Genomic DNA, 18,835 nt, shown 5'->3' on the forward strand with positions numbered 1-18,835 from the left:
GGTTTTTATATGGACAATTCCATCATCAAGGTGGCCGACAGATTCTGGAATATTCGCGGGTCGTTCAAGCTCAGGGGACTTATTGATATCGGAACGCAGGCCTCCCTTGTACAGCTTGCCAGCGGCAACTTTGTGTTCCTCGATGCCTACGCTTTCGAAGCTGATCAGCAGGAGACGATCAACTCGATTATTGGCGGCTCCAGGGTAGAGGCCATTCTCAATGTACACCCCTTCCACACCGTTAATGTCGAGAGAATGCACGAGCTTTTCCCCCATGCGAAACTCTACGGCACGGCCCGGCATCGTAACCGGTTCCCGCATTTGCCCTGGGAACCCGAATGCACCGAGCACGATGCCCTTCATGAAAAGTACCGTGATGACCTGCAGTTTTCAGTGCCCCGGGGCGTTGACTTCATTTCCGACAACGAAAACGTGCACTTCTCATCCGTGCTGGTGTTCCATCCCGAATCGGGTGCGATCCACGTGGACGATACCTTTGGGTACGCAGAGCTGCCCGGTTGGCTCCCGGGGCTGGGGGCGAAAGGCCTTGTGAGTCTGCATCCCACGCTGCCGCTTGCGCTGGAAAAACGTGCCGGAGCAGCGAGGGAATTCCGGGAATGGGCACAGACCCTGTTTTCCGACTGGGGAACGGCAACAACGCTGTGTGCCGCGCATTCGGCACTGCTGCAGGTGGAGGCCGGTGCGCCATCCCTTCAAACACGACTGAAACGGGCGCTAACGGTCAATGAACCCATCCTGCGGGCCCATCAAATGCGGTATGGCACATAAGGGCCGCTATGAACTCCTGGCCGATTCCAGCACTGATTTAAAAAGCTGCGTAAGGCGGACGCCCCTGTCGGGCTGCTAAATTTTGGCGTTAATATGACTCCCTCTGGGAATCGGTCGAGGCTTTGCATAATTACGTTTATCGGTCTGCTCACCCGAAAAGCTTGCCACTCTTGGTGCAGCCCTGCATCTGGAACCGGGTACCCGGGTTCTTGATCCTGGCAGTGGCTCTGGAGAGGTGCTGTGTGCATGGGCGCTACCCGGATCGGTGGGGTGTCTGGCGAACGCAATTTCTGACTTCCTTGTGCTGCCAGAACTGGTCGCATCTTTTGGCTGCCTGGGTTACGACGTGGTTGAAATGGTTTTGGCTAATCAAGACGATCGGGACAGATACGATGCATCCGCTAAATCAGACCGAGACTCCGCCCAAGCTACGTTTTCGTGGCCAGTCTGCTCGCCAGATCACCCGATTGTGAGTGACTGACCAAGACGAAGAGCCTCAAAAACTGGATAATGGCTGCCATTCAAGGCTGCGGCCCGCCAAATTCTCCAATCCGGATACTTCGTCATGGAAATCAACGTCAATTTTCTCGACAACCTCAGACTTGAAGCCAAGTTTGATGATTTCACCGTCGTTACCGACCAGCCTATCCGCTACAAGGGCGATGGGTCGGCACCCAGCCCCTTTGACTATTTTCTGGCATCCTCGGCTCTGTGTGCGGCTTACTTTGTTCGCGTCTACTGCCTGGCACGGGATATCCCCACCGAGAATATCCGCCTGTCCCAGAACAACATCGTGGACCCAGAAAACCGCTACAACCAGATCTTCAAGATTCAGGTCGAGCTGCCCGAAGACATTTCCGACAAGGACAGGCAGGGCATTCTGCGGTCCATTGATCGCTGTACGGTCAAAAAGGTAGTGCAAACCGGTCCGACGTTCGAGATTGAACCGGTTGAAAGCCTGGGGGCAGACGCCCAGGCCTTGCTGATGACCAAACCGGAGGGCGGCACCAGCACCTATATCGAGGGCAAGGATCTTCCCCTGGAGCAGACCATCGCCAACATGACCCGGATCCTTGAGGATCTGGGGATGAAAATCGAGATCGCGTCCTGGCGCAATATCGTGCCCCATGTGTGGTCACTGCACATCCGCGATGCTGCCTCGCCGATGTGTTTTACCAACGGCAAGGGCGCCACAAAAGAAAGCGCGCTGTGTTCGGCTCTGGGCGAGTTCATCGAGCGGCTGAACTGCAACTTCTTTTACAACGATCAGTTTTTCGGGGAAGACATCGCCAACAGCGAGTTCGTCCATTACCCGAACGAGGAATGGTTCAAGCCGGGCCCTGACGATGAGTTGCCCGAAGGCATTCTCGACGACCATTGCCTGGCCATCTACAGCCCGGACGGCGAGCTGTTCGGCTCCAACCTGATCGACACCAACTCCGGCAAGACCGAGCGCGGGATTGTCTCGCTGCCTTTTGTGCGCCAGTCGGATGGCGAGGTGGTTTATTTCCCCTCGAACCTGATCGAGAACCTGTACCTCAGTAACGGTATGAGCGCCGGTAATACGCTGCACGAAGCCCAGGTGCAGTGCCTGTCGGAGATCTTCGAGCGGGCGGTGAAGAAGCAGATTATCGAAGAAGAGATTGCGCTACCGGACGTACCCCGGGAGGTGCTGGAAAAATACCCGGATATTCTGGAGGGCGTGGAAGCGCTGGAGGCGCAGGGTTTCCCGACACTGGTCAAGGACGCGTCACTGGGCGGTCAGTTTCCGGTGATGTGCGTTACCCTGATGAACCCGCGAACCGGTGGCGTCTTCGCCTCCTTTGGCGCACACCCAAGCCTGGAAGTGGCGCTGGAGCGCAGCCTTACGGAACTGCTGCAGGGGCGCAGCTTTGAGGGCCTGAACGATGTGCCGCCGCCCACGTTCAACAGTCTTGCGGTGACCGAACCCAACAATTTCGTGGAGCACTTTATTGATTCCACCGGTGTGGTCTCCTGGCGCTTCTTCAGCGCGAAGTCTGATTATGATTTCTGCGAGTGGGACTTTTCCGGCACCAACGCGGAAGAGGCGGCCTGCCTGTTCAACATCCTCAGGGATTTGGGCAAGGAGACATACGTTGCGGTCTATGAAGAACTGGGCGCGCCGGTATGTCGTATTCTGGTGCCAGGGTATTCCGAGGTGTACCCCGCCGACGACCTGATCTGGGATAACACCAACAAGGCACTGGACTACCGGGAGGATATCCTGAATCTCCATTCCCTGAGCGATGATCAGCTGGCAGATCTGGTGGAGCGCCTGGAAGAGAGCCAGATGGATGACTACACCGACATCATCACCCTGATTGGCATCGAGTTTGACGAGAATACGTTCTGGGGTCAGCTCACCATTCTGGAACTCAAACTGCTTATCTACCTGGCCCTGCAACAGCATGAGGAAGCTCTCGAAAGGGTGGAAGCCTTCATGCAGTTCAACGACAACACCGTGGAACGTAACCTGTTCTACCGGGCGGTGAATGCAGTGCTGGAGATCACCATTGATGATGAGCTGGAGCTCGATGACTATCTGGCCAACCTCCGGCGTATGTTTGGTGAGGAGACCATGGAAGCCGTGGTAGGCTCGGTGAATGGCAGCGTTCGCTTCTACGGTCTTACCCCGACCAATATGCAGCTGGAAGGGCTGGAGAAGCATCTGCGCCTGGTCGAAAGCTATAAAAAGCTGCATTCGGCCCGTGCAGCGAGGCAGAACTGATTCTTCGGAGTAAGTCCTTATGAAAAAAAACTTTTTAGTGTTGATGCTCATGGTCGCGGCCAGCGCTAACGCCTGGGCTCAGGAGGTTGATTACGACAAGCGCAATCTGCATATTTTCTGCGCAAGCCATCTGGCGCTCCTCAGTGACTCACTCACCGAAAAAGGTGATGACTACAAGGCGCTGGTATTCCTGTCAGACACTCATGGTGATGAGGCGCGGAAAATGGGCGCGACCGAAACGCACTTTTCCGATGTGACCCGCTACCTGAAAACCGTCCGTAATAACAACAAAGGGAAGTGGGACAGGCTGACTTCCCGCAGCAGAGACGTCTGTCTGCCCAATTCCTGAATGGTTTGAAACTTGCACACCCCATAAAGGTGAGGATGATTGAATGACTGACAATACCTACACGCCGCCGAAAGTCTGGAAGTGGGACGCAGAGAGCGGTGGAGCCTTCTCCAAAATCAACCGCCCGATTGCCGGGCCCACCCATGAGAAGGAACTGCCGGTGGGAAAGCACCCGTTCCAGGTGTATTCCCTGGCAACTCCTAATGGGGTGAAAGCCACCATTATGTTCGAGGAGTTATTGGAGAAGGGCGTCAAGGAAGCGGAATACGATGCCTGGCCGATCCGCATTAAAGAGGGTGAGCAGTTTGGCAGTGGCTTTGTAAAAGCAAATCCTAACTCCAAGATTCCGGCCATGATGGACCACACTCATCGGCCAGTCGTGCGCGTATTCGAGTCCGGTTCTATCCTGCTTTATCTGGCGGAGAAGTTTGGTGAATTCCTGCCAACGGATATCGTTGCCCGGACGGAAACCATGAACTGGTTATTCTGGCAGATGGGCAGCGCGCCTTTCCTCGGTGGTGGGTTTGGTCATTTCTATGCCTACGCGCCGGAAAAATACGAGTACCCGATCAACCGTTACACCATGGAAGTGAAGCGGCAACTGGATGTGCTGGACCGTCAGCTGGCGGATAATCGCTATATCGCAGGGGACGAATACACCATCGCCGATATGGCGATCTGGCCCTGGTACGGCGCGCTGGTCAAGAACAAGGTCTATGAAGCGGCGGAATTCCTTGAAGCCCACACTTACACCAACGTTGTGCGCTGGGCCGATGAAGTCGGTGCACGCCCGGCCGTGAAACGCGGGCTGATGGTTAACCGCACCTGGGGTGACGAGAGCAAGCAGTTGCACGAACGGCACGATGCCAGTGACTTCGAGCTGCGCACCCAAGACAAGCTGGAGCCTTCTGGAGAGAAATAATGGCAGTGCCTGGCAGCTGGTGGAAAGTGGTTCTCGCTTTTGTGATCGCGCTTGTGGTGGGCGCTGTGCTGGGTAGCCTTGTGCAGACCCACTTCAATCTTCAGGCGCTTGAAGCCCTGGGGGTGGAGATCCCCCCGGGAACACGGCTGGAAACCAGTGCGCAGGATCTCGTCAATTTCGCCCCGCTTTACGCCGTACTGTTTGGCTTCAGTTTTCTGTGCTCACAGGGCGTTGCTGCGTTGGTAATCAGGCTATCAAGCAACTTAAGCCGGTTGTGGTTGTACCCGCTTGCGGCGGCGGTGGGGCTTTGGGTGACACTGAAGATTGTGGATGCCCTGGCACCCATGCCCACACTCATCGCCGCGACCCGTGGCACCGGAGGTTTATTGGCCATGCTTGTGACAGCGGCGATTTCGGGCTGGCTGTTTGTTGTGCTGGTTAATCGCCCGGCTCGGCGGAGGCGAGGGTATTCAGCCGTGCCGGTGATGACGCTTATGTTGGCTGGCAGCCTGGCCTTGCCAGAGTCGGATGCTGTAGCGGATGAACAGCCAGCCTACGAGATAGAGACAGTGGCACAGGGCCTTGAGCATCCCTGGTCGCTGGCTTTTCTGCCGGACGGGCGGATGCTGGTGACCGAGCGGCCTGGCCGGCTGCGACTGATTACGGCGGAGGGTGAACTGCTGCCGGAATCACTTGAGGGCGTGCCGGAGGTATTTGCGTCAGCTCAGGCCGGCCTGTTCGAGGTGTTACCTGCCAGGGATTTCGAGCAGAGTCGCCGGATTTATCTGAGCTATGCCTGCGGTACAATCGAGGCCAACCATACCTGTCTGGCCAGGGGCGAGCTTGGCGAGCAAGGCCTGGACAATGTGCGCGAAATTTTCCGGGTGCAGCCGGCCAAGGAAGGTAATGCCCATTACGGGGGACGCCTGGCCTGGCTGCCGGACAATACGCTGGTGCTTACCCTGGGTGATGGTTTTGATTACCGAGAAGACGCCCAGCGGCGTGAAAACCACCTTGGCAGCATTGTCCGGCTGAACCCGGACGGCACGGTGCCTGAAGACAACCCGTATGCCGGCAGTGATGCCTTTGAGGGTGAAATCTACAGCTATGGCCATCGCAATGTGCAGGGTCTGGTCTACGATCAGGAACAGGATCGTCTCATTGCCCATGAACATGGCCCCCGTGGCGGCGATGAAATCAATGTGATTCGCCCGGGCGCCAACTATGGCTGGCCCATTACCACCCACGGGCTGGATTATACCGGCGCCCGGGTAACGCCGTTCAAGGAGCGAGAGGGCATCGAACCGCCGTTATTGCACTGGACACCATCCATTGCGCCGTCAGGAATGGCACTCTACCGAGGTAATCTGTTTCCCCGGTGGCAGGGTGATTTGCTGGTAGGCGGGCTGGTGACCCGGCAGGTACATCGCGTCAGTCTTGAGAATGGTCAGGCGAAAGAGGTTGGCACTCTGTTTGGCGAGCTGGACGAGCGCATCCGTGATGTGCGGACCGGCCCGGATGGTGCTATTTATCTGCTGACCGACAGCGCCGATGGCCGTGTCCTGAGAGTAACGCCTGAGTAGAAAGGAAGCCCATGTCTGACCTGAAAGACCCGAGAGTGCTGTTCGCCGCCGAGCGAACCCTGCTGGCCTGGAACCGCACCAGCCTGTCGTTCATTGCGTTCGGCTTTCTGATTGAGCGCGCGGGGCTGCTTCTGCATGTGCTGGCGCCAGAAAGCGTAGGCGTGATGAATGCCATGCTGGGGTTCTGGATTGGCATCCTGTTTATATTGCTTGGGGCATTTGCCGCGGTGTGGTCCTCGCGTCAGTTCCGTGCCCTGTTACGCACTTTGAGCCCGGCCGAATTTCCCACCGGCTACGGATTCCGGTGGGGGCTTGCGGTTAACATGGTTGTGGCCTTCCTGGGCCTCGTGCTGGTCGGTGCGCTGTTTATCGGCCGCGTGTAGGGAGGGCGCTACCCGCGGCCTGTCTGCTACCGTGGCCTGCGGTCACCTTCCATGATCTTGGCCACAAACACCGCTTTGCCGTACTCCTCGAACGACCACTTCATGGTGTCTGAAAGCACCCGCATCACCTCATCATACTCACCGAACATCTCCGTGCTCATGCGGCCGGGATAGATTTCCAGGCCACTTTTCTCCAGCCGTTCAATAACCGCGCGGATGGGTGGTTTATAGTCATCGGCGAGTGGATAGCAACTCAATTGCACTGATAAATACATAAAACCTCCCGGGTCAGTAACCCATGGCTGACGATGTGCTGCGGCGCGGGTCCGCACCGCCGTACAGGGTTCCGTCACTGTCGATCAGTATGCTCTGGATGGCACCCATAGCGCTACCTGTCACCACCTTGTGGCCCATCTCTTCCAGTAGCCGCACGGTGTCGGGACTGATTCCCTGTTCGATACGGATTTCGTCTGGCAGCCACTGGTGGTGAATCCTCGGCGCACTGACCGCAGACTGTATGTTCATATTATGGTCAATCACATTGAGCAGCACTTGCAAAGTGGTCGTAATAATCCGCGAGCCACCGGGGCTGCCGGTGACCAGATAATTGCGGCCATCGCGCCTGACAATGGTCGGTGACATGGAGCTCAGCATGCGTTTGCCGGGCTCGACCTTATTGGCTTCGCCACCGATCAGTCCGTAGGCGTTGGGCTCGCCCGGTTTGGCGCTGAAATCGTCCATCTCATTATTCAGCAGGAATCCTGCACCGCTAACGGTAATGCCGGAGCCGTAGCTGAAGTTGATGGTGTAGGTATTGGAAACCGCGTTGCCCCAGCGGTCGACGATGGAAAAGTGGGTGGTTTCCGGGCTTTCATAGGCGCCCGGGTTGCCGGAGCTGATCTCGGCCGAGGGGCGGGCTTTGCCCGCGTCGATGGTTTTCCGCAAAGCCTCGCCATACGCTTTGCTGGTCAGCCCCTTCAGGGGGACCTCTACGAAATCCGTATCACCCAGGAACTCGGCACGGTCTGCATAGGCCAGCTTCATGGCTTCGGCCATATGGTGAATGCTGGCGGCGGAATTGTGTCCAAAATCAGCGAGGGGGTAGCCCTCGAGGATATTGAGAATCTGTACGATGTGGGTGCCGCCGGAGGAGGGCGGTGACATGGAATAAATGTCGTGACCCCGGTAGCTGCCATGAACCGGCTGGCGGATTTTCGGCTGGTAGTTTTTCAGGTCGTCCAGGGTGATCAGGCCGTCGTGGCGTTGCATTTCCTCCACGATCAGTTGCGCGGTCTGGCCTTGGTAGAATCCTTCAATGCCCTGGTCGGCAATCCGCTGGAGTGTGTCGGCCAGTTCCGGTTGCCGGAAGCGTTCGCCGGGTTGCCACGCGGAACCGTCTTCTTTGTAGAAGGTTTCCAGGGTTGCAGGCCAGCGCTGTAGCCGGCCCCGGGCCTCCTCCAGGCCTTCGGTAAAGCGGCCCGGTACGATAAAGCCCTCCCGCGCGAGCTTTATCGCCGGCGCCAGTGCCTCTTTCAGGGGCAGGGTGCCTTGCCGCTCCAGCGCCAGGGCAAGACCAGCCACGGTACCGGGTACTCCCGCGGCCTTGTGGGTGAACCGGCTACGGTTCTGTACCACATTGCCATCTTCGTCCTGGAACATCGTTTCCGTGGCAGCGGCTGGCGCTTTCTCCCGGTAATCAATGGCTTCCACGGCTTCACCGCCGCCGGGCGCGTAAAGCATGAAACCGCCCCCGCCAATATTGCCCGAGCGGGGCTGGGTGACGGCCAGGGCAAACCCGGCTGTGACCGCTGCATCCATGGCGTTGCCACCGTTTTCCAGAACCTTGAGCGCCACTTCGGTTGCCAGTGTATGGCTGGTGGCGACCATACCGTTCGTCGCTTTGACGGGGTGGTGGCGTTCGCCCTCAAGAATAGCGTCGGCCACAGAGGGTTGCAGTGGCAGGAGTAATGCGATGGTAATGATCAGTTTTGTGGCCAGTGAGTGGCCCGGCACGGCTTTTTTATTACGTACCTGTAGGGGGAGTCTATCCATGTCAGTGCGCCTCGTTTCTGATGCTCAGATAGGCTATCATAGCCGGTCATTTTTAAGGGTGTGAACCCGCACGCCCGCTTTCCCGGATCAGATTAAGGAAAGGCTTCCATGGAGCATACCTATCGTCTTGTGATTTCCTGCCCCGACCGGGTGGGAATCGTTGCCAAGGTCAGTAACTTTCTGTCGACCTACAATGGCTGGATTACCGAGGCGAGTCACCACTCGGATACCCAGGCAGGCAGGTTTTTCATGCGGCACGAAATCAAGGCCGACTCGATTCCGTTTGGCCTTGAGCAGTTCCGCATTGCCTTTGAGCCCATTGCCCGCGAGTTTGATATGGACTGGCATATTGCTGATTCGGCCCGGCCCAAAAAAGTCATCCTCATGTGCAGCAAGGAATCCCATTGCGTGGCAGACCTGCTTCACCGCTGGCACAGCAAGGAAATCAACGCCGAGATCGTTGCCGTTATCTCCAACCATGAGGATCTCAGGCGCATGGTTGAATGGCATGAAATACCCTACCACTACATCCCCGTGAACAAGAACAACCGCGACGAAGCCTTCGGTGAAGTGGACGGCCTGATCGAAGGGTATGAGGCCGATGTGATTGTTCTGGCCCGGTATATGCAAATTCTGCCCGGCAGCCTTTGTGAAAAATACTCGGGCAAGGTGATCAACATCCATCACAGCTTCCTGCCGTCCTTTGCAGGCGCCCGTCCTTACCATCAGGCATATAGCCGGGGTGTAAAGCTTATCGGCGCCACCTGCCACTACGTGACGCAGGATCTGGATGAAGGTCCCATTATCGAGCAGGATGTGATCCGCATCAGCCACAGTGACTCGATAGAGGACATGGTGCGCCTGGGCAAGGACGTGGAGAAAAATGCCCTGTCCCGGGGGTTGAGGGCGCACATTGAAGACCGTGTGATCACCTACGAAAACAAGACCGTGGTTTTTGACTGACGGACACTGCCATATGCCCCGCTAAAGGGTTGAATGTGGTAGTATTGGCCGCTTGTTAAAGAATAACTATGGGGCGCTCTGAAAGGCCCTGAAACGACTTCCAGCAAATGCAAAGGAACCTTTCTCGATGGGTGAGTTAGCCAAAGAGATCCTGCCGGTAAATATTGAAGACGAGCTGAAACAGTCCTATCTCGATTACGCCATGAGCGTTATCGTTGGTCGTGCGCTTCCGGACGTGCGGGACGGCCTCAAGCCGGTTCATCGCCGCGTTTTGTTCGCCATGTCCGAGCTGAACAACGACTGGAACAAGTCTTACAAGAAGTCCGCCCGTGTGGTGGGTGACGTTATCGGTAAATACCATCCCCATGGCGATTCCGCTGTTTACGACACCATTGTCCGTATGGCCCAGCCTTTCTCACTGCGGTATCCGCTGGTGGATGGCCAGGGTAACTTCGGTTCCATTGATGGTGACAACGCGGCTGCCATGCGTTACACCGAGATCCGCATGGAGAAGATTGCCCACTCCCTGCTGGCGGATCTGGAAAAGGAAACGGTGGATTTCGTCCCCAACTACGACGGCACCGAGCAGATCCCGGAAGTGCTGCCCACCCGGGTACCGAACCTGCTGGTCAACGGCTCCTCCGGTATTGCCGTGGGCATGGCAACCAATATTCCGCCCCATAACCTCACCGAAATCGTGAATGGCTGCCTGGCGCTGATCGACAACCCGGACATGACCATTGATGAGCTGATGGAGCATATTCCGGGGCCGGACTTCCCCACCGAGGGTATTATCAACGGCCGCGCCGGCATTGTTGAGGCCTATCGCACCGGGCGTGGGCGCATCTATATTCGTGCCCGCCATGAAATCGAGCACGACAAGAAAACCAACCGCGACGCCATCATTATTACCGAGCTGCCTTACCAGCTGAACAAGGCCCGGCTGATTGAAAAGATTGCGGAACTGGTTAAAGAGAAGCGCCTGGAAGGCATTACCGAGCTGCGGGATGAATCCAACAAGGAAGGCATCCGGGTGGTGATCGAGTTGCGTCGCGGGGAAAACCCGGACGTCATCGTCAACAACCTGTTTACGCATACCCAGCTGCAGACGGTATTCGGCATCAACATGGTTGCCCTGATCAATGGCGAGCCGAAGATCCTCAACCTGAAGCAGATGCTGGATGCATTTGTGCGCCACCGTCGGGAAGTGGTTACCCGCCGGACCATCTTCGAGCTGCGCAAGGCTAGGGAACGTGGCCATATCCTGGAAGGTCTGACGGTTGCGCTGGCAAACATTGATGAGATTATTGCCCTGATCAAGGCATCTCCGGGCTCTGCCGAGGCAAAAGAGAAACTGATGGCACAGGGCTGGGCGCCCGGTGACGTTCTGGCGATGCTGGAGCGGGCAGGTGAAGATGCCTGTCGGCCGGACGACCTGCCGGAGATCTTTGGTCTGCGTAACGGCCTTTACCATCTGTCGCCGGAACAGGCCCAGGCCATCCTCGATCTTCGTCTGCATCGCCTGACCGGTCTTGAGACCGAAAAGCTGCAGAACGAGTACAAGGAGATCCTCGAGAAAATTGCCGGTCTGCTGGAGATTCTGGCGGATCCGGACCGTTTGATGCAGGTTATCCGCGAAGAGCTGGAAGCCATTGTTACCGAGTTTGGCGACGAGCGTCGTACCGAAATTACCAGCTCCAAGCGTGACCTGACCATCGCAGACCTGATCGACGAGGAAGACCTGGTAGTGACCATCTCTCACGGTGGTTACGCCAAGACCCAGGCAGTAGAAGACTATCAGGCCCAGCGTCGTGGTGGCCGTGGCAAAGCCGCCACCTCCATGAAAGATGAAGATTTTGTCGAGAAGCTGCTGGTTGCCAACTCCCACGACACCATTCTATGCTTCTCCAACCGCGGCAAGGTGTACTGGTTGCGGGTCTTCGAAATTCCGCGTGCCAGCCGCGCCTCCCGCGGTCGTCCGATGGTCAATATCCTGCCACTGGATGAGGGTGAGCGTATCACCACCTTCCTGCCGGTACGTGATTACCCGGAAGACCAGTATGTGCTGATGGCAACGTCGGCCGGTGTGGTCAAGAAAACGCCACTGCCGAACTTCTCCCGCCCGCGCAGCAGTGGCCTGATCGCGCTGTCGCTGGACGAGGGCGATACCCTGATTGGCGCAGCCATCACCAAGGGCGATGCGGAAGTCATGCTGTTCTCCTCGGCCGGTAAAGCTGTTCGCTTCAACGAAGAGGCAGTACGCCCGATGAGCCGGACCGCCCGTGGTGTGCGTGGCATCAAGATGCCGGGAGGGCATCATGTGGTGTCGCTGATCATTCCGCAGGAGGGCGCGGTGCTGCTGACAGCCAGCGAAAACGGCTACGGCAAGCGAACCACCTTCGACGAGTTCCCGACATACAGCCGGGGCAGTCAGGGCGTCATCGCCATGCAGTGTTCCGAGCGTAACGGTAACCTGGTCACTGCGCTGCAGCTGTTCGAAGGCGACGAAATGATGCTGATCTCGGACAAGGGCACGCTGGTACGTACCCGCACCGACGAAGTGTCGGTTCTGAGCCGTAACACCCAGGGTGTCCGCCTGATCAAGTTGAGCCAGGAAGATGAGCGTCTTGTGGGCGTTGAGCGAATCGCTGAAACTGATGCAGAAGACGAGACCGTTGTAGATGGTGCGGCCAGTGTAGATGGTGAGGCCAGTGTAGATGGTGAGGACGATGACCAGGGCGTATAACTTTTGTGCAGGCCCGGCAACCCTGCCGGAACCCGTGCTGCAACAGGCGCGGGAAGAAATGCTGGACTGGCGCGGCACCGGTATGTCGGTGATGGAGATGAGCCATCGCGGTGATGAGTTTGTGGAAATCGCCGAAACAGCGGAGAAAGACCTGCGGGAATTGGCCGGCGTTTCAGATGATTACGCCGTACTCTTCATGCAGGGTGGAGCCTCCAGCCAGTTCGCGACCATTCCGCTGAACCTGCTGGGCGACAAGACCTCTGCGGATTACATCAACACCGGCATCTGGTCGAAGAAGGCCATCGCCGAGGCGAGCCGGTATGCACAGGTCAACGTGGCGGCCAGCAGCGAAGCCGATGGGTTTACCAGCGTTCCCGACCAGGATAGCTGGAATACCCGTGCGGATGCGGCCTACCTGCACTACACGCCCAACGAAACCATCGGGGGGCTGGAGTTTGATTTCGTGCCCGAGAGCGGTTCCGTGCCACTGGTGGCGGACATGTCGTCCACCCTGCTGTCACGCCCGCTGGATGTATCGAAGTTCGGCCTGATCTACGCCGGTGCCCAGAAGAACATTGGCCCGTCCGGCCTGGTGGTGCTTATGATCCGTAAGGATCTGTTGGGCAAGGCCCTCAAAGTCACGCCGACGATGATGAACTACCAGGTGATCGCGGATAACGACTCCATGTACAACACGCCGGCGACCTATTCCTGGTACCTGGCTGGCCTGGTTTTCAAGTGGCTGAAAGAGCAGGGCGGCGTTACGGCCATGGGCGAGGTCAACCGTCGCAAGGCCGGTAAGCTCTATGGCTTTATCGACGAGAATGATTTCTACGCCAACCCGATCTCGCCGCGTTTTCGCTCCTGGATGAACATACCCTTCACCCTGGCGGATGAGGCGCTAAATGATGCCTTCCTTAAAGGTGCGAACGAGCGTGGCCTGCTGAACCTCAAGGGCCATCGCTCCGTTGGTGGGATGCGGGCCAGCATCTACAACGCGATGCCCGAAGCCGGTGTTGATGCGTTGATTGACTATATGACCGTGTTTGCAAAGGAGCGGGGCTGATCATGAGCAGTGATGAGCAGGCCCGTCTGGGGCAGTTAAGGGACGAGATTGACCGGGTCGACCGGGAAATCATGGACCTGATCAGCAAGCGGGCTGAATGCGCCCAGGAAGTGGCGCGGGTCAAGATGGAAGCCCATCCGGGGGAGGATGTGTTCTTCTACCGCCCGGAGCGGGAAGCCCAGGTGTTGCGGCGTATCAAGGAGAGCAATCCCGGCCCCCTGTCCGGTGAAGAGATGGCGCGGTTGTTCCGGGAAATCATGTCCGCCTGCCTGGCGCTGGAAAAGCCCATGCACATCGCTTTCCTGGGGCCGTTGGGTACCTTTACCCAGGCGGCGGCGCTCAAGCATTTTGGTCACTCCGTGGTCAGCGTTCCACTACCGGCCATTGATGCGGTTTTCCGTGAAGTGGAATCCGGCGCTGCTCACTACGGTGTGGTACCTGTGGAAAACTCCACCGAGGGTATGATCAATCATACCCTGGACATGTTCATGTCCTCGCCGCTGAAAATCTGTGGTGAGGTTCAGTTGCGGATCCATCATCACCTGATGGTGTCGCCAAAGCACAAGGATGAGGAAATCATCCGCATCTATTCCCACCAGCAGTCGTTTGCCCAGTGTCGGCAATGGCTGGATACCCATCGTTATGGCATTGAGCGGGTCACCGTCAGCAGTAATGCAGAGGCGGCAAGGCGTGCAGCGGAGGAGCCGGGTACGGCCGCCATCGCCGGTGATATGGCGGCGGAGCTCTATGGCCTGGAAGTGCTGGCCGCCAGCATTGAAGACCGGCCGGACAACACCACGCGCTTCCTGATCATCGGGCGTGAAGAAGTGCCGGCCAGCGGCAATGACAAATCTTCTATCCTGGTCTCCATGCGCAACAAGCCCGGGGCGCTGTACCAGTTGCTGGAGCCTTTCCACAAGCATGGCCTGAGCCTGACCCGAATCGAGACCCGGCCGTCTCCCAGCGGCACCTGGGCTTACGTGTTCTATATTGATTTTGAAGGTCATGTTGAGGATGAACAGGTCAGCAGGGTTCTCTCCGAGATTGATGAAGAGGCGGTAGAGCTGAAGCGCCTTGGTTCCTACCCCATCGGGGTTTTGTAAAGAAATACGAATTGCTGAGGAAGGGTTCAATGTCGATTGATTACCAAAGCCTGGCGGTCAAAGGTGTGCAGGCGTTATCACCCTACCAGCCGGGCAAGCCCATTGATGAGCTGTCCCGCGAGCTGGGTCTCAACCCGGGCAGCATCATCAAGCTGGCCAGCAACGAGAACCCGCTTGGGCCCAGTTCCAAAGCGCTGGCGGCGGTCAGGGACGTGCTGGATGAGCTTTGTCGTTACCCGGATGGCAATGGTTTCGATCTCAAGCAGGCGTTGGCTGCACGCTATGGTGTCAAGCCGTCCCAGATTACGCTGGGCAACGGTTCCAATGATGTCCTGGAAGTGATTGCCCGGTGCTTTGCCGACCCGACGTCGGAAGTGGTGTTTTCCCAGTATGCCTTTGCCGTTTATCCGCTGGTCACCCAGGCGATTGGTGCCACTGGCGTGTCGGTTCCTGCCAAGGATTACGGTCATGATCTGGAGGCCATGGCTGGCGCCGTTACCGAGCGTACGAAACTGGTGTTCGTCGCCAACCCGAACAACCCCACGGGTACGGTTCATGGCGCAGAGGCCATCGAGGCATTTCTTGACCTTATCCCGGCAAGGGTGCTGGTTGTTCTGGACGAGGCTTACTGCGAGTACCTCCAGGGCGACGGTTATGTGGACGGCCTGTCGCTGCTGGAGCGTTACCCCAACCTGATTGTCACCCGTACCTTCTCCAAGGCCTGGGGGCTGGCATCATTGCGGGCAGGTTACAGCATTAGCTCTCCTGAAATTGCAAATATTCTCAACAGGGTACGGCAGCCTTTTAATGTGGATACTCTGGCGTTGGCCGCTGCTACCGCTGTGTTGAGTGATGAGCAATATCTGCAGCGCTCCCGAGCGGTGAATGCCCAGGGCATGAAGCAGCTTGAGACCGCTTTCAATGAACTGGGACTGGACTATATCCCCTCTGCCGGTAACTTCATTGCGGTGGATGTAGGCGAGCAGGCAGCTGAAATCAACCAGTTATTGCTTGAGCAGGGCGTGATTGTCAGGCCGATTGCCGGCTACGGCATGCCCAGGCACCTGCGGGTTTCCATCGGCCTGCCCGAGGAGAATGATCGCTTTATTGAATCCCTCGCCCGCGCCCTGGACACTCTGGCAGCCGCCGACCCCGGGGGAGTGTAAGGTGTCTGACGTCCAGCCACTGTTTCAGCGCGTTGCCATTATTGGTCTGGGCCTGATCGGTGGGTCACTGGCCAGGGCCATCCGTGACAACGGCCTCGCCGTAACGGTTGTTGGTGCTGACAAGCGCGGGGAAGAGCTGGCGCTGGGCAGGGAGTTGGGCATTATTGATGAGGCTGCAGCTTCCGTCGCCGAGGCGGTGGCCGGTAGCGATCTGGTCGTTCTTGCGGTGCCTGTGAAAGCAACACGAACCGTGTTGGAAGAAATTCGGCCCCATCTGGGTGATGCCACAGTGCTTACCGATGTCGGCAGCACCAAGACCAGTTTCGTGAACGACGTTCGTGAGGTGTTTGGCGAACTGCCCGCCAAGGTCATTCCGGGCCACCCCATTGCCGGATCAGAAAAGAGCGGTATCCGGGCGGCCGACCCTGGATTGTTTGCCAATCACAAGGTAATCCTGACCCCGGCGGACAATGTCAGTACGCTGGACCTGGAGAAGCTTAAGGCCCTCTGGGAAGGTTGCGGCGCCACGGTGCTGACCATGTCGGTGGCCTATCATGACGAAGTGCTGGCAGCCACAAGCCACCTTCCGCACCTGATTGCTTTTTCGCTGGTGGACACCCTGGCGGGCGAAGATGAGAATCTGGATATCTTCCGATACGCGGCAGGCGGTTTCAGGGACTTCACCCGAATCGCGGCCAGTGATCCGGTGATGTGGCACGATATTTTTCTCTCCAACCGTGACGCGGTGCTGCGGGTGATTGATCATTTCACCCATGACCTCGACCAGCTCCGGACCGCTATTGCCGATCAGGACAGTGCAACCCTGTTGCGGGTTTTCAGTCGTGCCAAAGCGGCGCGGGAACATTTTTCAAAAATGCTTTCAGGAAAGGCTTACGTGACAAATAACAGTCAGAAACAGGTAACGTTCCGTCTTCAACCCGGTGGTCGGATTTCCGGAGAAATCCGTGTACCTGGCGACAAATCCGTTTCCCATCGGTCCATCATGCTGGGCGCCCTTGCCGACGGTATCACCGAAGTGAAAGGTTTCCTGGAAGGGGAGGATAGCCTGGCCACCCTTCAGGCCTTCCGCGATATGGGCGTAACCATTGAAGGACCGGATGACGGTTTTGTCCGCATCCATGGTGTGGGTATCAATGGTCTGCAGGCACCGCGCGGCCCTCTCTATCTGGGCAACTCCGGTACCGCCATGCGTCTGTTTTCGGGTTTGCTGGCGGCGCAGCCGTTTGATTCCGAGCTGACGGGCGACGAGAGCCTTTCCAAGCGCCCCATGGGGCGTGTAGCCGACCCACTGCGGGCCATGGGCGCAGTGATCGATACCGCCGAGGGCGGCCGGCCGCCGCTGAAGATACGGGGCGGCCACGCTCTGACGGGAATCCATTATGAAATGCCGGTGGCCAGTGCTCAGGTCAAGTCCTGCCTGTTGCTCGCCGGGCTTTATGCCGAAGGGGTTACCTCAGTGACTGAGCCGGCGCCAACCCGGGATCATACCGAACGCATGCTGGAAGGCTTCGGCTATCACGTCCACCGCGACATGGCCACAGCCAGCGTTACCGGGGGTGGGCGTCTGACTGCCACTGCAATTGACGTGCCGGCGGATATTTCCTCGGCTGCGTTTTTCCTGGTAGCGGCCAGTATTGCACCGGGTTCGGACCTGACTATCCGGCACGTTGGAATGAACCCGACCCGGGTCGGCGTGATCAATATCCTGCGTATGATGGGGGCCAATATTGAAGTGCTTGAGGAGCGGGTGATTGGCGGCGAGCCGGTTGCAGACCTGCGTGTTCGTTCTGCCGATCTCAAGGGTATCGACATTCCCGAAGACCAGGTGCCCCTGGCTATCGACGAATTCCCGGTGCTGTTTATCGCCGCCGTATGTGCGGAGGGCAGAACCGTCCTGCGTGGGGCCGAAGAGCTCCGCGTCAAGGAAAGTGACCGCATCCAGGTGATGGCCGATGGCCTGACCGCTCTGGGTGTGGAAACCACGGTCACACCGGATGGCATTATTATCGACGGCGGCCAGACCATGGGTGGCGGGACGATCAACAGTCATGGCGACCACCGTATTGCCATGGCGTTTTCGGTGGCCTCCCTGCGAGCCAGCGCAAACATCGAAGTCACCGATTGCGCCAACGTGGCGACGTCTTTCCCGGACTTTGTCGGGCTGGCGAAGCGAACCGGGATCAATATCTCGGCCGAAGGAGCTGAATAATGGTTGAAGGCAAGGCACCCGTGATCACTGTGGATGGCCCGGGCGGTTCCGGCAAGGGTACTATCACCCAGATGCTGGCCCGCAAACTTGGCTGGCATCTGCTCGATAGCGGCGCGCTTTACCGTCTTACCGCACTGGCCGCCGAGCGCCAGGGTGTTTCTCTGGATGATGAGCCCGCATTGGTGGAGCTTGCCGCTAACCTGGATGTGGCCTTTGAACCGACACCCCCGGGTGAGCCGGCGAAGGTATTGATGGGCGGCACCGATGTGACCGCAGATATACGTACGGAAACCTGTGGCGACAACGCCTCGAAGGTCGCGGTAATGCAGCCCGTTCGCGATGCACTGCTTCAGCGCCAGCGTGATTTTCGCAAGCCTCCGGGGCTGGTGGCGGACGGCCGTGATATGGGCACGGTGGTGTTTCCGGAGGCGCCGGTGAAGATCTTTTTGACCGCCAGCGCCGAAGAGCGTGCGCAAAGACGTTACAGCCAGTTGAAGGACGCAGGGGTCGATGTTAATATTGACGCCCTTGTAGAGGAGATACGGGTGCGCGATGAGCGGGACATGAACCGCGCCGCCGCCCCGCTCAAGCCTGCGGATGATGCGCAAGTCATTGATTCGACAGGTTTGAGTATAGAAGAGGTGCTAGTCAGGGTTATGGCCGCAGCAGGTCAGGCCTGACTACACCTTTTTGTCGTTGAAATTCCGGATTCGGCGTTATCGGCCAGCCACTGG

General features: G+C 57.9%; 15 protein-coding genes. 13 read left to right on the forward strand and 2 right to left on the reverse strand.

Annotated elements, in window-relative coordinates; genetic code table 11:
• The first annotated feature begins 9 nt into the window (after window positions 1–9).
• The 6 genes from FDP08_RS00545 to FDP08_RS00575 all read left to right on the forward strand — a co-directional run bounded on the left by FDP08_RS00545 (window position 10) and on the right by FDP08_RS00575 (window position 6,775).
• Window positions 10–789, forward strand: a complete 780-nt coding sequence (locus tag FDP08_RS00545) for a hypothetical protein (protein WP_137434104.1) — start codon at window positions 10–12, stop codon at window positions 787–789.
• A gap of 565 nt (window positions 790–1,354) precedes the next feature.
• Window positions 1,355–3,538 (forward strand): OsmC domain/YcaO domain-containing protein, encoded by a 2,184-nt coding sequence (locus FDP08_RS00555; protein ID WP_137434105.1) that lies wholly within the window; start codon window positions 1,355–1,357, stop codon window positions 3,536–3,538.
• 19 nt (window positions 3,539–3,557) lie between these two features.
• A complete protein-coding gene (locus FDP08_RS00560) occupies window positions 3,558–3,887 on the forward strand; it encodes a hypothetical protein (RefSeq protein ID WP_137434106.1) in 330 nt (109 codons plus the stop codon).
• Window positions 3,888–3,930: 43 nt separating this feature from the next.
• A complete protein-coding gene (gene yghU / locus FDP08_RS00565; protein WP_137434107.1) occupies window positions 3,931–4,809 on the forward strand; it encodes a glutathione-dependent disulfide-bond oxidoreductase in 879 nt (292 codons plus the stop codon).
• Entirely contained in the window at window positions 4,809–6,392 is a 1,584-nt protein-coding gene (locus FDP08_RS00570) for a PQQ-dependent sugar dehydrogenase (protein ID WP_137434108.1), read from the forward strand. The genes yghU and FDP08_RS00570 overlap by 1 nt, the downstream gene beginning before the upstream one ends.
• Before the next feature lie 11 nt (window positions 6,393–6,403).
• A complete protein-coding gene (locus FDP08_RS00575) occupies window positions 6,404–6,775 on the forward strand; it encodes a YidH family protein (RefSeq protein WP_137434109.1) in 372 nt (123 codons plus the stop codon).
• Window positions 6,776–6,801: 26 nt separating this feature from the next.
• On the opposite strand, the gene FDP08_RS00580 is transcribed toward FDP08_RS00575, so the two are convergent.
• Both FDP08_RS00580 and ggt read right to left on the reverse strand, forming a co-directional pair.
• The gene (locus FDP08_RS00580; protein WP_137434110.1) at window positions 6,802–7,050 is read right to left on the reverse strand and encodes a thiamine-binding protein; all 249 of its coding nucleotides are present in this window, start codon (window positions 7,048–7,050) and stop codon (window positions 6,802–6,804) included.
• Window positions 7,051–7,063: 13 nt separating this feature from the next.
• Window positions 7,064–8,827, reverse strand: coding sequence for a gamma-glutamyltransferase (gene ggt / locus FDP08_RS00585; RefSeq protein ID WP_228263197.1), 1,764 nt, complete (start codon window positions 8,825–8,827; stop codon window positions 7,064–7,066).
• A 108-nt stretch (window positions 8,828–8,935) separates the two neighbouring features.
• Here ggt and purU point away from each other — a divergent pair, with 108 nt between their 5' ends.
• The 7 genes from purU (at window position 8,936) to cmk (ending at window position 18,781) form a co-directional block, all read left to right on the forward strand.
• Window positions 8,936–9,790 carry a formyltetrahydrofolate deformylase gene (gene purU / locus FDP08_RS00590; protein ID WP_137434111.1) on the forward strand — a complete coding sequence of 285 codons (855 nt, stop codon included), beginning with the start codon at window positions 8,936–8,938 and terminating at the stop codon, window positions 9,788–9,790.
• 127 nt (window positions 9,791–9,917) lie between these two features.
• Window positions 9,918–12,536: a DNA gyrase subunit A gene (gene gyrA / locus FDP08_RS00595; RefSeq protein ID WP_137434112.1), complete on the forward strand. Its 2,619-nt coding sequence runs from the start codon at window positions 9,918–9,920 to the stop codon at window positions 12,534–12,536.
• Entirely contained in the window at window positions 12,520–13,602 is a 1,083-nt protein-coding gene (serC, locus tag FDP08_RS00600; protein WP_137434113.1) for a 3-phosphoserine/phosphohydroxythreonine transaminase, read from the forward strand. The genes gyrA and serC overlap by 17 nt, the downstream gene beginning before the upstream one ends.
• 2 nt (window positions 13,603–13,604) lie before the next feature.
• Complete coding sequence (gene pheA, locus FDP08_RS00605; RefSeq protein WP_137434114.1) at window positions 13,605–14,705, forward strand: prephenate dehydratase; 1,101 nt, start codon at window positions 13,605–13,607, stop codon at window positions 14,703–14,705.
• Window positions 14,706–14,734: 29 nt separating this feature from the next.
• The gene (hisC, locus tag FDP08_RS00610) at window positions 14,735–15,871 is read left to right on the forward strand and encodes a histidinol-phosphate transaminase (protein WP_137434115.1); all 1,137 of its coding nucleotides are present in this window, start codon (window positions 14,735–14,737) and stop codon (window positions 15,869–15,871) included.
• Complete coding sequence (locus FDP08_RS00615; RefSeq protein WP_427901833.1) at window positions 15,801–18,101, forward strand: bifunctional prephenate dehydrogenase/3-phosphoshikimate 1-carboxyvinyltransferase; 2,301 nt, start codon at window positions 15,801–15,803, stop codon at window positions 18,099–18,101. The genes hisC and FDP08_RS00615 overlap by 71 nt, the downstream gene beginning before the upstream one ends.
• Window positions 18,101–18,781, forward strand: coding sequence for a (d)CMP kinase (cmk, locus tag FDP08_RS00620; protein WP_137434117.1), 681 nt, complete (start codon window positions 18,101–18,103; stop codon window positions 18,779–18,781). The genes FDP08_RS00615 and cmk overlap by 1 nt, the downstream gene beginning before the upstream one ends.
• The last annotated feature ends 54 nt before the right edge of the window (window positions 18,782–18,835 follow it).

This window comes from Marinobacter panjinensis (genome assembly GCF_005298175.1).
Taxonomy (GTDB): Bacteria; Pseudomonadota; Gammaproteobacteria; order Pseudomonadales; family Oleiphilaceae; genus Marinobacter; species Marinobacter panjinensis.

What these genes read in the sequence shown, in the direction of transcription:
- FDP08_RS00545 (WP_137434104.1), top strand. Translation starts at nt 10, where the DNA reads ATGGACAATTCCATCATCAAGGTGGCCGACAGATTCTGGAATATTCGC.
- FDP08_RS00555 (WP_137434105.1), top strand. Translation starts at nt 1,355, where the DNA reads ATGGAAATCAACGTCAATTTTCTCGACAACCTCAGACTTGAAGCCAAG.
- FDP08_RS00560 (WP_137434106.1), top strand. Translation starts at nt 3,558, where the DNA reads ATGAAAAAAAACTTTTTAGTGTTGATGCTCATGGTCGCGGCCAGCGCT.
- yghU (WP_137434107.1), top strand. Translation starts at nt 3,931, where the DNA reads ATGACTGACAATACCTACACGCCGCCGAAAGTCTGGAAGTGGGACGCA.
- FDP08_RS00570 (WP_137434108.1), top strand. Translation starts at nt 4,809, where the DNA reads ATGGCAGTGCCTGGCAGCTGGTGGAAAGTGGTTCTCGCTTTTGTGATC.
- FDP08_RS00575 (WP_137434109.1), top strand. Translation starts at nt 6,404, where the DNA reads ATGTCTGACCTGAAAGACCCGAGAGTGCTGTTCGCCGCCGAGCGAACC.
- FDP08_RS00580 (WP_137434110.1), bottom strand. Translation starts at nt 7,050, where the DNA reads ATGTATTTATCAGTGCAATTGAGTTGCTATCCACTCGCCGATGACTAT.
- ggt (WP_228263197.1), bottom strand. Translation starts at nt 8,827, where the DNA reads ATGGATAGACTCCCCCTACAGGTACGTAATAAAAAAGCCGTGCCGGGC.
- purU (WP_137434111.1), top strand. Translation starts at nt 8,936, where the DNA reads ATGGAGCATACCTATCGTCTTGTGATTTCCTGCCCCGACCGGGTGGGA.
- gyrA (WP_137434112.1), top strand. Translation starts at nt 9,918, where the DNA reads ATGGGTGAGTTAGCCAAAGAGATCCTGCCGGTAAATATTGAAGACGAG.
- serC (WP_137434113.1), top strand. Translation starts at nt 12,520, where the DNA reads ATGACCAGGGCGTATAACTTTTGTGCAGGCCCGGCAACCCTGCCGGAA.
- pheA (WP_137434114.1), top strand. Translation starts at nt 13,605, where the DNA reads ATGAGCAGTGATGAGCAGGCCCGTCTGGGGCAGTTAAGGGACGAGATT.
- hisC (WP_137434115.1), top strand. Translation starts at nt 14,735, where the DNA reads ATGTCGATTGATTACCAAAGCCTGGCGGTCAAAGGTGTGCAGGCGTTA.
- FDP08_RS00615 (WP_427901833.1), top strand. Translation starts at nt 15,801, where the DNA reads ATGATCGCTTTATTGAATCCCTCGCCCGCGCCCTGGACACTCTGGCAG.
- cmk (WP_137434117.1), top strand. Translation starts at nt 18,101, where the DNA reads ATGGTTGAAGGCAAGGCACCCGTGATCACTGTGGATGGCCCGGGCGGT.